Source organism: Micromonospora sp. NPDC051543, from assembly GCF_044454415.1.
In the GTDB taxonomy this organism is placed as follows: Bacteria; Actinomycetota; Actinomycetes; order Mycobacteriales; family Micromonosporaceae; genus Micromonospora.
In genome coordinates this window covers 52,987-65,830 of record NZ_JBITDT010000001.1, presented here as the reverse complement: position 1 = coordinate 65,830, position 12,844 = coordinate 52,987, and the positions used below count along the sequence as shown (strand labels likewise).

Here is a 12,844-nt window from a genome sequence, read left to right as displayed (position 1 = left end):
GTCCTGCTCCCGTCTCGTCGTGTCCCGTCACACCTATGACGGGTCCGGGCACGAGAACTCATCACCCCGCCCGACCGCGCGTCCGGACGTACCTTGGCGACACCCGCACCGACGGGCGTTACCCTGACACCATGCAGGCCGTCTCGCCCCCCGCGACCGGCGTGGCCTTCCTGGCCCGCCCGGGTCGCCCGGCCGTCGTGGCGCGCACGCTCACCGAGCTGGCCGGCCCCACCCGGGGCGTCGTCGAACTGCCGGTGCGGTTGATGTGGAACGCCGAGCGCACCTTCGACCTCGGCGACCCCGACCAGCTGCTCTGGATGTACGAGAACGTGCTGCGCGAGACGGCCAGCGCCGACGACCTGCGCACCCTCATCAACGGCCGCACGCTGCGGCGGGTGTGGCGGCTGCTCAACCTGCCCCGGGGCGTCCGCCTGGCCTGGGAGAGCCGGCACCGCGGCCTGCGCGCGGCGTGATCGCACCACACCTGCACGACTTCTACCGGGAGGTGGCCCGGGTGGCGTTGACCGCCGCCGGGCCGTACCGGTTCGTGCTCGGCGGCGGAGTGGCCTGGGCCGCGCACGGCCTGGTGGCCCGGCCCACCGAGGACGTGGACCTCTTCGCCGACGTGGAGGGCGCCGCCGCCGCGGCCTCCGCCGGGGTACGCGCCGCGCTGGAGCGCGCCGGGTTCATCGTCAGCGACGCCGACCCGGACAGCGACCTGGCCGACCTGTTCGACGGGTACGGCCGGGACATGAAGGACTTCGTGGTGAGCCGCGACGGACGGCAGATCCGACTCAGCCTGGCTCGACTCGATCGACAGCAGAGCCCCGTGGTGATGGACCTCGGCCCGGTGATGGACGTCCGCGACCTGGTCGCCAACAAGATCGCCGCACTGGTCAACCGGCGGGAGGTCCGCGACTTCATCGACGTCGCGGCGGCGCTCGAGCACTACGACGTGACGCAGCTGCTGGTGCTGGCCCGGCAGGTCGACCCCGCGCTCGACCCGGACGACGTCCGCGCCGCCGGGCGCTACCTCGACCGGCTGTCCGAAACCCGTTTCGGCCGCTACGGCCTGAGCCCGGACGACGTCGCCCGGGTACGCCGACGCTTCGCCGCCTGGCCCCGCTGAGACCGGTTCCTCGGCGTCACTTCGTCGGTCGGCCGCCGGTGACCCCCAGGATCTCGCCCGTGACGTAGCTGGACTCCTGCGAGGCGAAGAAGACGTACGCCGGGGCCAGCTCCGCCGGCTGCCCGGGCCGGCCCTCCGGGGTGTCCGTGCCGAACTGCTCGACCTTCTCCTTCGGCATGGTGGCCGGGATCAACGGCGTCCAGACCGGGCCGGGCGCCACCGCGTTCACCCGGATGCCCTGCTCCGCCAGATCGGCCGCCAGTGCCTTGGTGAAGTTGGCGATCCCCGCCTTGGTGGTGGCGTAGTCCAGCAACTGCGGCGACGGGTCGAACGCCTGGATCGACGCCGTGTTGATGATCGCCGACCCCTCGGACAGGTGCGGGATGGCGAACTTGCAGAGCCAGAACATCGCGTACAGGTTGGTCTTGAGGACCCGGTCGAACTGCTCGGTGCTGATGCCGAGGATGCCCTTGTCCTGCGACATCTGGTAGGCCGCGTTGTTCACCAGGACGTCGATGCCGCCCAGGTCGCGCACCGTCCGGTCGACGAGCTCCTGGCAGTGCGCCTCGTCGCGGATGTCGCCGCGTACCGCGATCCCCTTGCGACCGGCCTCCTCGACGAGCCGGACCGTCTCGCGGGCGTCGGCGTCCTCCTCCTCGCCGAGGTACGCGATGAGCACGTCGGCGCCCTCCCGCGCGAACGCGAGCGCCACGGCCCGGCCGATCCCCGAGTCACCGCCGGTGATCAACGCCCGCTTGCCGTCGAGCTTGCCGCTGCCCCGGTACGACTCCTCCCCGTGGTCCGGCCTCGGCGTCATCCCCGCCGTCGAGCCCGGCGGCGACTGCTGCTGGCCGGGCTGACCGGACTGCTGGCCGTACTGGCTGGTCGGGTCCTGCTGCGTGTGCTGGTCCTGGTTCACCGGGATCTCCTCGCGCTGGGTTTCCGGTACCGCCCTACCCGGCGTCGTACTGCGGAAACCGGGGCTGACGTGGCGGGAGTGACAGGGGCTCGTTATGGTGCGCGAGGCGCTCACGAGGCGCGTCAACCCCCATCGAAGGGCACGTCATGACCTCTGGATCCGGTCCGTCGCGTCGCCAGGTGCTCGCGGTCGCCGCCGCCGCGGCGACCGCCCCGCTGATCGCCGCCGCCCCCGCCCAGGCGGCGGGCCCCGCCCGGTCGCGCACCTGGGACCTCACGCTCTTGGGCACGTCGGACACGCACGGCAACGTCTACAACTGGGACTACTACCGGGACGCCGAGTACGACGACAGCAAGCACAACGACGTCGGCGTCGCGAAGCTGGCCACCCTGATCAACCAGATCCGCCGCGAGCGGCGCGGCAGGGCCACGCTCGTGCTCGACGCCGGCGACACCATCCAGGGCACTCCCCTGGCGACGTACTACGCCAAGCAGGAACCCATCACGGCCACCGGCGAGAAGCACCCGATGGCACGGGCGATGAACGTCATCGACTACGACGCCGTGACCCTGGGCAACCACGAGTTCAACTACGGCCTGCCGCTGCTGGACCTGTGGATCCGCCAGCTCGGCTTCCCCGCCCTGGCCGCGAACGCGGTCAACGCGAAGACGGGCAAGCCGGCCTTCCTGCCGTACGTCATCAAGAAGGTCTCCCTGGGCTTCGCCGCGCCGACCCTGCGGGTCGGCATCCTCGGCCTGACCAACCCGGGCGTCGCCATCTGGGACCGGGGCAACGTCGAGGGCAAACTGCGCTTCGACGACATGATCGCGACCGCCGCCAAGTGGGTGCCGATCATGCGGGCCCGCGGCGCTGACATCGTGCTGATCTCCGCCCACGGCGGCGACAGCGGCACCTCCAGCTACGGCCCCGAGCTGCCCAACGAGAACCCGGTGGCGCTGATCGCCCAGCAGGTGCCCGGGATCGACGCGATCCTCTTCGGGCACGCCCACAACGAGGTCGTCGAGCGGTTCGTCACCAACGAGCGGACCGGCACCCAGGTGCTGCTCTCCGAACCCTCGAAGTGGGGCCAGCGGCTCACCCGGATGGACTTCAGCCTCACCCGCGAGCGTGGCCGGTGGACGATCACCAAGAAGGCCGCCACCATGCTGAACACCAACACGGTCGTCGAGGACCCGAAGGTGCTCGCGGCCGTCCGGGCCCAGCACGCCAAGACCGTGGCGTACGTCAACCAGGTGGTCGCCACGTCCACCGTGGAGTTGTCGGCGGCGGAGTCCCGCTACAAGGACACCCCGATCCTCGACTTCATCAACCACGTACAGACCGAGGTGGTCGGCGCGGCGCTGACCGGCACCGCGTACGCGGACCTGCCGGTGCTGTCGATCGCGGCGCCGTTCAGCCGTACCGCCGTCTTCCCCGCCGGAGAAGTCAAGATCCGCGATGTGGCCGGCCTGTACGTGTACGACAACACCCTCGAAGCCGTCGTGCTCAGCGGCGCCGAGGTACGCGCGTACCTGGAGTACTCGGCGAAGTTCTTCCGCACCCTCGCGCCGGGCGCTCCGGTCGACCCGGAGCAGATCAGCGACCCGGCCGTGCCGGACTACAACTACGACGTGATCTCCGGCCTGGACTACGACATCGACATCTCCAAGCCGGTGGGTCAGCGCATCACCCGACTGGTGCTGCCCGGCACCGACACCGCGGTCGCGGACGACGCGCAGTTCGTGGTGGCGGTGAACAACTACCGGCGCAGCGGCGGCGGCAACTTCCCCGGCATCGTGAAGACCCAGGTCTACAACGCGCAGCAGGAGATCCGCCAGCTGCTCATCGACTGGGCCCAGGCCGAGGGGACCATCAACCCGGACGACTTCTTCCAGCCCAACTGGCGTCTCGTCCGCGAAGGTGTGCCGGTCTTCTGACCGTGGCGTGACGGCGGGCCGTGGGTGACGACACCTGCGGCCCGTCCGCGTATTTTCAGCCCTGCACGTTCCAGCGGACCGGGTCCTCGGCCTTCTCCGGCCGGTCCCGCCCGGGATCGGTCTCGGTCAGCGCGACCTGGTCCTCCGGACGGACCGCGGGTGGCAACTCCCCGAACCGGATGTGGCGCAGGTACGCGTACTCGTCGTCGGTGAACGGTTGCTCGGCCATCGACACCCCCTACTCCCCTGTCATTGTCCGACAACGGGTGCTCGGCGCATCGGTCCGTTGGCCGACAGCTGGTCGACGCTGGGTGGACCGACACACCCCGTAGAGCGTCCTAGGATCCTGGCCCATAGCGCACAGCCTTCGCCGATCTTGCACTAACGGTTGCCGAGGTGTTCAGCTTCGGGTGGATTGTCGCCGCAGAAGCCGCAAGATCGGCGCGGAGTGAGGGCGGGTGAGGCGGGGCGGGGGGCGGGGGCGCTTAGGGGCGGCGTGGGGTTGGTAGGCGGTCCAGGACCGCCAGGGCTGCCCGGATCGGTCGGCGGCGCAGCATGTCGTCGAAGCTCGCCTGCCCCTGACAGAAGCGCACGAACATCCGCCAGCCCGGCGGGGTCGCCAGCAGCCCGTGGAACACGTTCGGGCGGCGGGTGAACAGGTCCAGCAACCGGAACCCCGCCCGCATCTCCGGCGTCAGGCGCTCGGCGACCTCCCGCTCGTACCCGGCCAGATCCCCGGCGGCGACCGCCGCCCCGGCCAGCTCGCCGGAGCGCAGGGCGAAGCTGATGCCCTCGCGGCTCCACGGCTCCAACAGCCCGGCCGCATCCCCCACGACGAGCACCCGGCCGTTGCGCAACGGCGAGTCCTCCTCGCGACACCGGGTCAGGTGACCCGAATCGTGCGCCGCCGGCAGCCCGGCCAGACCCAACCGGTCGACGAACTGCCGCAGGTAGGCACGTGTCCCCTCCCCCGCGCCCCGGCCCGCGATGACGCCGACCGTCAGCCGGTCGCCCTTCGGGAACACCCAGGCGTACGAGCCCGGCATCGCCCCCCAGTCCAGCAACAGCCGCCCACGCCAACGCTCCTGCTCGGCGGGCGGCACCGGGATCTCCAGCTCCAGCCCCAGATCCACCTGGCGGTAGTGCACCCCGACGTGCCGGGCGGTCACCCCCGACGAGCCGTCCGCGCCGATCACCGTGCGGGCCGTCAGCGTCGTACCGTCGGCCAGTCGCAGGCGTACCCCCTCGGGGTCCTGCTCGATGGCGCGGACCGCGACCTGCTCACGCAGCTGCGCGCCGGCGGCGACCGCCGCCGCGCGCAGGTGGTCGTCGAACTCCTCCCGACGCACCATGGTCACCACCGGGCTGCCGTTGCGGCGGGTGAACTCCCGCCGGCCGTCGCGGGTGAACGTCACCCGGTCGACCCGGTCGTGCGCCGGCACCTCGATCCGTTCCCGTACGGCGGCCAGGGAGGTGCCGATGAGGCCACCCCCGCAGGTCTTGTAGCGCGGGTGCGTGGCCCGCTCGACAACCAGGGTACGAACGCCCGCGCGGGCCGCGGCGTGTGCCGCGGAGAGCCCGGCGGGGCCCGCGCCGACAACGACCAGATCCCAGACGATCACCATCGCAGCGTAGGGCGTGCTCCCCCTTCACCGCCCGAACGGGTGGGCATCTTCGGTCGGGCAGGGGGTAAACGACGCGGCGCAACCGTCCGCGTCCGGCGGGTGGTCGAAGGAGGAGATCATGCAGCGGATGGAGCTGTCGGAGATCGAGCAGCGGGTGTACGAGGGGGTCACCACTCTCGAAGCACGCGGACAGGTGCCCTATCCGGATCTGATCGCCGAAGTATCCGGGCTCACCGAGGAGCAGGTACACACTCCGCTGCACCAGCTCACCGAGAAGGGCCTGCTGCACCGCGAGGACTCGCCGATGGCCGGCCTCGACTTCGGCCCCCGGTTCTGCGCCCGTCAGATGGCGTGACCCGCGACGGTTGGCCCCCGCTGGTCGGGGTAGCGGTCAGGAATGCGTGATCGACCGTCAACGGAGGGCTCGATGAACGCGGCGCGCGAGCCGCAGCCGGTCGACGCGGCCGAGAACCGCCGACGCTGGCAGGCCGTCGGTGTCGGGCTCGTCGCCGCGTTCATGACGCTGCTCGACGTGAGCATCGTCAACGTCGCGGTGCCATCGATCGACCGCGCGCTGAACGCCTCGCCGAGCGACCTGCAGTGGGTCCTCTCGGGGTACGCGCTCACCTTCGGTCTGGTGCTCGTACCGGCGGGCCGCTTCGGAGACTTCCGAGGTCGGCGTAACGCGTTCGTCTTCGGGATCGCGTTGTTCACCCTGACCAGCGCGCTCGCCGGCCTGGCGACCTCACCCACCTGGCTGGTCGCCGCCCGGCTGCTCCAGGGCGCCGCCGCCGGCGTCATCAACCCACAGGTCATCGGGCTGATCCAGCAGTTGTTCCGGGGGCCGGAGCGGGCCCGCCCGTTCGGGCTGCTCGGCGCGACCATCGGTATCTCCACCGCCGTCGGGCCACTGCTCGGCGGCCTGCTCATCGCCCTCGGCGGTGAGGAGCACGGATGGCGGTGGGTCTTCTTCGTCAACGTGCCGGTCGGCATCGTCGCGGTGATCCTGGGCTGGCGGCTGCTGCCCGGTCGGCCCGACGGGCAACCCGGTCGCCGTCGACTCGACCCGGTCGGTGTGCTGCTGCTCGGCGTCGGCGTGGTGCTGATCCTGCTGCCCCTCGTGCAGGAGCAGCAGTGGCGTACGCCGTGGAAGTGGGCGCTCATCCCGGCCGGCCTCGCGGTGCTGGTCGCCTTCGGCCTCTGGGAACGGTGGTACGCGCGACACCGCGAACCGCTGTTCGACCTGCGCCTGTTCACCTTCCAGTCGTACACGCTCGGGTCGCTCATCGCGCTCATCTACTTCGGCGGGTTCACCGCGATCTTCTTCATCTTCACGCTGTTCCTGCAGAACGGGCTCGGCTACAGCGCGCTCGTCGCCGGTCTCGCCATCACGCCGTTCGCGCTCGGGTCCGCCGCCGCATCCGCTCTCGGAGGACGCATCGTCAACCGGTTCGGCCGCCCCCTGGTCGCCATCGGCCTGCTCGCCGTGGTCATCGGGCTGGCCGCCACCGTGCTCGCCCTGCACCTCGCGCCGCACGCCCCGGCGCCCTGGGTCACCGCCGGTCCGCTGCTCGTCGCCGGCATCGGCAGCGGCCTCGTCATCGCCCCCAACCAGACGCTCACCCTCGCCCAGGTACCCGTCCCCCAGGCGGGCAGCGGTGCGGGCATGCTCCAGACCGGCCAGCGGATCGGCGCCGCCGCCGGCATCGCCGCGGTCGGCTCGATGTTCTTCTCCTCGCTGACCGACAGTCACGGCGACTGGACGGGAGCTTTCGAGAAGTCGTTGCTGCTCGCCACGGGCATCATCGCGCTCGCGCTGGTGGCGGCGTTGATCGACATCTTCCGCAATCACCACCACTGAGGTACGGCGATGGCCGGCACCCGTTGTCGGGTGCCGGCCATCGGTGGTCTCTTAGCTGTTCCAGTTGTGGGCGACGAGGTCGGTGGCCTGCTGCTCCCACTGGGCGTAGGCGTCGGGGTAGGCGGAGACCTGCACGGTCTGCGCGGCGTCGGTCAGGGGCATGTCCTGCCAGCCGTCGACCTGGCGCAGGCCCTTGAGGAACGCGGTCGTGGAGTACTCCGGGTCGGTGATCTGCTCCGGCGTGCCCCAACCGGAGGTGGGGCGCTGCTGGAACAGGCCCAGCGAGTCGTGGTCGTTGGCGTCGCCGAGGTGGCCCAGGTTCTCCAGCTTGGACTCCTGCAGGCTCGTCGCGATCGAGATGACCGCGGCCCGCTCGGGCAGACCCGCCTTCTTGGTGGCGGCGATGATGGCCTTGACGTTGGCGCTATGCTCACCGTTGAGGGTGATGTGGGACTGGTCGCCCTGCGGCTTCGGTGCGGTGGTCTGCACCGCTGCGGTGGCGGGCTTGGCGTCCACGGCCGGGGTGGCGGCGTGGGCGGCGATGGGGCCGGCGAAGACGCCACCGGCGAACGCGAGACCAGCAACAGACAGCATGCTCTTACGGAAGATCGTGTTCATCAGGGGTTGCTCCTTCGGGGGTAGGAAACACCCACACCAGCCGTTCAGGGGGGATCGGTGACGCGGGGTGTCAGCACCTCGTCCGGGCGCTCAAAAGTCTGGGGGGCCTGCGAGCCGGGGGGCTCGTGGCGGCCGGTCCGTGTGTAACGACCTGCCGGCCGGGGCCATTCCCGGGGGCTGAGGATCCGCGGGGGATCCGGGGTTGCCGCGCCGGGACCGCGTGTAACGACCTGCGGTCCGGGGCCATTCCCCGCAGGCGGCGGCCCTGTGATCAGGGGTGCTCGTCGCACCGGGACCAGGTGTAACGACCCGGGGCTCGGGGTCATTCCCCGGGGCCGGGGGGGGTGGTGACCCGCCTTTGCTCTGCTTCAACCGAGGAAACACCTGCCGTCCGATAATCGGACACCGGGTGTCTCCTGGGTTGAAGCAGAGCAAAGGACGCGCGGTGATGGGGCCCGACCTGACGGGCGGCAGGCGGTGACGCTCCTGCGATCGCCGGGGGGCCACGACGCCCCGGCGCGCCAACGACTCCCCGCCCACCGAGGCACACCCGGTCACCCCGTGAAGACCCCCACAGCCGGACATACCGTCGGCCGGCGCGATCGGCGGGGCGCAACCGAGCGGTGATCGGCTCGACGTCGCCGAAGTCGGGGTGTCCGGGGCCGGATGACACCGCGATATCGGCGAACTCGTGTCGATCATGGCCAGGGGGCGCTCAGATTGGTGATCGACTCCGGGTCGCCGACGTGGAGTCGTATCCCGTCGCCCAACAAACGCCACGCGGTGTCGACAACCCCGCGACTGGCGACCCGGAGTCGATCAGGCCGAGGCGGTATGGACCGGGCGAAACGCGACACCGTCCCGCGACGTGAACTGGCGCCCGTCGGGACAATCCGACGGGCGCCAGTTCGGGGTACGTCCGGGGCACTGCCCCGCTTGTGGTGCCGGTTAGTGCGCGGCTCCGCCGAAGCGCTGGCGGCGACGCCAGGCCAGGGTCAGCAGCAGCATGATCGCGCCGGCGCCGACGAGACCGCCACCGAGCTTCATGGGCGTACCGATGCTGTCACCGGTGACGGGCAACGGCTGCTTGCGGTGCAGCACCCGCAGCTCGGTGCTCGCGGTCCGGCCGGACTCGCGGCCCGTGGCGGTGAAGGTCAGCAGACCGGTCACCGACGGCTTGTAGCTCTTGGTGAAGCGCCCCTGGGCGTCGGTGTACGCCGTGAAGTTGAGCGGCGCGCTCGCCTGGTACGCCACCGGCGCCATGGCCACGGTGGTGCCGTCGCTGCGGCGGGCCGGCGCGTTGCCGGCGGCCGGGGCAGCGATGGGGGTGACCGTCACCGAGATGTCGACGGTCTCGTTGGGGCCGAAATTCGCGCCGGTCAGCACGACCGTCTCGCCCAGGAAGATCGTCGGCCGGTTGACGGTCAGGGCTGGCGGCTGCGGCGCGTACGGCGGCGGCTGGGTCGCGCCGGCGGACGTGCTGGGCGACGGCTGAGCCGGTGCCGCCCCCGCTGCCGTCGGCACGGCCACCACGGCCAGACCGACCGTGAGCGCCATGATGATGCGGGATAGCCGCATGATTGGTTCCCTCCTACTGGTCACAGCTTCGTGCGGAATGAACTTGGGTGGTCCAGGGGCTGGCGGTGGGGGTCAGCCACAGCTCGGCCTGCCCGACGCCGGTCTTGGCCGTCAAGACGGTGACCTCCAGCGCCCTCTCGACGCCGGGGCCGATGTCGACGTTGGCCGTCGCCACCTGGCGGCGGCGTTCGGTGCCGCTGCCCAGTGCCGTCTCGGCCCCGTCGAGCCGGGCGTCGAGCACGGAGCCGCCCGCCGGGCTGAAGATCGACACCAGCGTTCGCGCGGTGTACGGGTCGCCAGCCATACCGAGGCCAAGGATCGACTTGCTGAGCCCTGACTTCGGCGCCGTCGAGCGCAGAGTCACCCGCAGTCGGAGCTCGCGGCGGCCGTCGGGCCGGCATTCGCCGACCGTGAGGCTCGCCGTCGGCCGCAGGTAGTAGCCGAGCTTCGCGCCGCTGCCGTCGTTGAGGAACACGCCGACAGTTGGCACGGTGTCCTGTTCCGGGAGCGTCCCGGCCATCCGGCTGTTGCCGACCGTCCGTTGTTCTTCCGGGTGAGCACTCCAGAACAATATCCGGCGTTCCGTGATAGCACGGTCAAATGCGGACAACAACACCCTAGGGTTGACATTCTTCTTGAAGAAGGCGTCAAACACCGCAGCGGCCGAGGACGCGAAGTAGGCGTCCTGCTGCGTGGTGTCCAGCCGCTGATAGGTCTCGTTGAGCAGGGTCTGCACGGCCTTGTCGCTGGCGAGCGGCACCCCGCCGGGTACCAGCACCGGGCCGGTCGCCTTGAGCAGGTAGGACAGCACCACCGGATCCACGGCGAGCACACCGTCGACGGTGGTACCGGTCTTGCGCCGGTACATCTCCCGGTACAGGGAGGCGGCGGTCGGGAAGTGCGGGGTCAGGTTCACGTCGGCGGGGTAGATGCCGGGCAGGTCGGTCCAGATCGCCCGGGTCTCGGCGGGCAGCTTCAGCGCCGGGGTGAACCGGCCGAGGGACGCGCTGCTGCCCTGCGTGCCCATCCGGACCCGCCCACCCTCGGCCTCGATCATCGCGTACGCGCCGAACATGCCGCCGGTCGCGCGCAACTCGGCCAGGTTCTGCGAGACGAGCAGGTAGCGCCGAGAGCCGCTGGCGCCGAGCAGCGGCGGCAGCAGCCGAGCGCCCTGGTCGGCCGCGGCGGTGAGGCTGGCCAGCCGGTCGATCTCGCCGCGGAGGTCGGTCAGCGCCTGGCGGACCTGGCTGACCAGCTGGTCGGCCGGCACGGCGGCCAGGTCCCGACGGGTGCCCTGCACCGAGTCGTTGACCCGGGTCAGTTCGCCGGAGACCGACGTGAGCCGGGCCAGGTCCAGCCGGCCGCTGGCCGGCACGAGGCTGGTCAGGTCCGTCCGGAGCAGGCTGGGGAACGCCTGCCGGGCCAGGTCGTCGATGGCGATGGCGATCAGCCGGACCGCATCGAGATCGTCGCCGGCCGCCGGGGTGTGCCGACCGAGCCTCCAACTCGGATCGGACGTGGCCGCCCGGGCCGCGCCGGACTGCTCCTGCAGCGCGGAGAGGGTGCGCAGGGCACGGTCGGTGTCCCCGCCGACGACCTGGGCGCTCAGCTCCCGGGCCAGGCCGGCGGCATTGATCAGGTGCGCCCTCGCCTGCCAACCGCGAAAACCGATCCACCCACCTGCGGCCAGCACCAGCGATCCGACCACGAGCACGCCGAGCAGGGCCCGACGCAGTCGCGCGCGCCGGCGACGCCGGGACCGGCTTCGTCGTCGACGCGGTCGTTCGCTCTCCGTCACACCACACTCCGATCCAGGAATCGGACAGTCTGTCGAATTCCCTGACGTTCTTAGCACGTTACGAGGACTCTCGTACCGTTATGGCATTTCTGGTCCTTTACGCGAGGTTTCCTCGCGCCGCCGTCGCTCCCTGCGGGAGGCGGCCGGCGGCCTCGTGCAGCAACCCTTCGATCCGGTCGACGCCGGCCGGCAGCGACATCTCCCGCAGGTACGTCTGCCGCCCCCGGCGGCCCATCTCGGTGCGCGCGGGCGGCGGGATGGTGGCGGCCAGCCAGAACCGGTCGGCCAACGCGGCCCAGTCCTCGGGTGGGCAGGACAGCCCGGCTCGGGCGCGTTCGACCAGTTCGACGGTGTCCCCGCCGGCCGACGCGACGACCGGCGCGGCGCACGACAGCGCGGCCTGCAGCTTGCCCGGCACCATGCCGCGAAGCTCGGGCAGGTCGCGCAGCATGATCAACTGGTAGTCGGCGGCGGCGTACAGCTCGGGCATGTCGACAGGTGACCGCCGTTCGAGGAAGCGGACGTTCTCCGCCTTGAGGTCGGCGGCGAGCCCCCGCACCCGCCGCTCGTCCGCGCCCGAGCCGACCAGGACCAGGTCCATCGTCCGGTCCAGCGCCGCCGCGGCCCGTACCGCCGTCTCCAGCCCCTGGCGGGGTCCGATGGTCCCGGCGTGCATGACCACGCACCGACGATCCCGGCGGACCATCTGCCGGGCCGCCGCGCCGGGTGTCGCCGGGTAGAAGATGCGCTCGTCCGTCCAGTTGAGGACCAGACGGACCCGGCCGGGATCGGCGCCGGCCGCGACCACCAGGTCGCGCATCGACGGCGCGGCCACGGCGACCCGCGCGGCCGACCGGTAGACGCGGGTCATCGCGGCGTCCATCCGCGCCAACCAGCGGCCGCCGCCGGACGCGTCGACGCCGTCGCGAGCCCAGACGTCCTGCACGTGCAGCACGGTCGGCACCCTCGCGAGGAGCCGCAGGACGGCGGCGGTGGCGAACGTGGTGGCCGGCAGTTGAAAGACGTAGAGCGCGTCCACGTCACCCAGGAACCGGCGGGCCGCCAGCGATGCGCTCCCGGCGAACGACAGGTAGCTGGCCATCCGCGCCCGGGTGCTGGTGGCCCCGCCGGAGACCCGCGGCACCCGGCGGACGGACAGCCGGTCGCTGTGCGTCTCGTGGTGCCACCGCTGCCGCCACCCTGGATAGACGTGCCCGCCCGGGTAGTCGGGGAATCCGGTGAGGACGCGGACCTCGTGCCCGCGCGCGGCCAACTCCTCGGCGAGGCTGCCGGGGATGAACGCCGGCTCGGGCGGGAAGTGGTACGACAGGATGCCGATCTTCACGGCGACACCGCCGGTGGGCGCGGATCGGGCTCGG

At 71.4% G+C, this 12,844-nt stretch carries 12 protein-coding genes; 5 read left to right on the top strand and 7 right to left on the bottom strand.

Going from position 1 to position 12,844, the window contains the following annotated elements; genetic code table 11:
- The first annotated feature begins 131 nt into the window (after positions 1-131).
- A complete protein-coding gene (locus ACIA3K_RS00320) occupies positions 132-473 on the top strand; it encodes a hypothetical protein (RefSeq protein WP_396798044.1) in 342 nt (113 codons plus the stop codon).
- Positions 470-1,129 carry a nucleotidyl transferase AbiEii/AbiGii toxin family protein gene (locus ACIA3K_RS00315; protein WP_396798042.1) on the top strand — a complete coding sequence of 220 codons (660 nt, stop codon included), beginning with the start codon at positions 470-472 and terminating at the stop codon, positions 1,127-1,129. The genes ACIA3K_RS00320 and ACIA3K_RS00315 overlap by 4 nt, the downstream gene beginning before the upstream one ends.
- Positions 1,130-1,145: 16 nt before the next feature.
- Here ACIA3K_RS00315 and ACIA3K_RS00310 read toward each other — a convergent pair whose 3' ends face one another.
- Positions 1,146-2,048 carry an SDR family oxidoreductase gene (locus ACIA3K_RS00310; protein WP_396798040.1) on the bottom strand — a complete coding sequence of 301 codons (903 nt, stop codon included), beginning with the start codon at positions 2,046-2,048 and terminating at the stop codon, positions 1,146-1,148.
- A 146-nt stretch (positions 2,049-2,194) separates the two neighbouring features.
- Between ACIA3K_RS00310 and ACIA3K_RS00305 the strand changes: the two genes are divergently transcribed.
- Positions 2,195-3,985 (top strand): bifunctional metallophosphatase/5'-nucleotidase, encoded by a 1,791-nt coding sequence (locus tag ACIA3K_RS00305; protein WP_396798039.1) that lies wholly within the window; start codon positions 2,195-2,197, stop codon positions 3,983-3,985.
- A 55-nt stretch (positions 3,986-4,040) separates the two neighbouring features.
- Here ACIA3K_RS00305 and ACIA3K_RS00300 read toward each other — a convergent pair whose 3' ends face one another.
- Together ACIA3K_RS00300 and ACIA3K_RS00295 are read right to left on the bottom strand one after the other, a co-directional pair.
- A complete protein-coding gene (locus ACIA3K_RS00300; protein ID WP_396798038.1) occupies positions 4,041-4,214 on the bottom strand; it encodes a hypothetical protein in 174 nt (57 codons plus the stop codon).
- 256 nt (positions 4,215-4,470) lie between these two features.
- Positions 4,471-5,607, bottom strand: a complete 1,137-nt coding sequence (locus ACIA3K_RS00295) for a geranylgeranyl reductase family protein (protein ID WP_396798036.1) — start codon at positions 5,605-5,607, stop codon at positions 4,471-4,473.
- 121 nt (positions 5,608-5,728) lie between these two features.
- On the opposite strand from ACIA3K_RS00295, the gene ACIA3K_RS00290 reads away from it, so the two are divergent.
- Positions 5,729-5,965 (top strand): hypothetical protein, encoded by a 237-nt coding sequence (locus ACIA3K_RS00290; protein ID WP_396798035.1) that lies wholly within the window; start codon positions 5,729-5,731, stop codon positions 5,963-5,965.
- 72 nt (positions 5,966-6,037) lie between these two features.
- Entirely contained in the window at positions 6,038-7,471 is a 1,434-nt protein-coding gene (locus ACIA3K_RS00285) for an MFS transporter (protein ID WP_396798034.1), read from the top strand.
- Positions 7,472-7,522: 51 nt separating this feature from the next.
- Here the strand turns inward: ACIA3K_RS00285 and ACIA3K_RS00280 are convergent, their stop codons facing one another.
- The 4 genes from ACIA3K_RS00280 to ACIA3K_RS00265 all read right to left on the bottom strand — a co-directional run bounded on the left by ACIA3K_RS00280 (position 7,523) and on the right by ACIA3K_RS00265 (position 12,810).
- The gene (locus tag ACIA3K_RS00280) at positions 7,523-8,089 is read right to left on the bottom strand and encodes a hypothetical protein (RefSeq protein ID WP_396798033.1); all 567 of its coding nucleotides are present in this window, start codon (positions 8,087-8,089) and stop codon (positions 7,523-7,525) included.
- A gap of 948 nt (positions 8,090-9,037) precedes the next feature.
- Positions 9,038-9,667, bottom strand: coding sequence for a hypothetical protein (locus tag ACIA3K_RS00275; protein WP_396798031.1), 630 nt, complete (start codon positions 9,665-9,667; stop codon positions 9,038-9,040).
- 13 nt (positions 9,668-9,680) lie between these two features.
- Positions 9,681-11,465 (bottom strand): DUF4012 domain-containing protein, encoded by a 1,785-nt coding sequence (locus ACIA3K_RS00270; RefSeq protein ID WP_396798029.1) that lies wholly within the window; start codon positions 11,463-11,465, stop codon positions 9,681-9,683.
- 97 nt (positions 11,466-11,562) lie between these two features.
- On the bottom strand, positions 11,563-12,810 hold the full coding sequence (locus ACIA3K_RS00265; RefSeq protein WP_396798028.1) for a glycosyltransferase family 4 protein: 1,248 nt from the start codon (positions 12,808-12,810) through the stop codon (positions 11,563-11,565).
- Positions 12,811-12,844 lie beyond the last annotated feature (34 nt).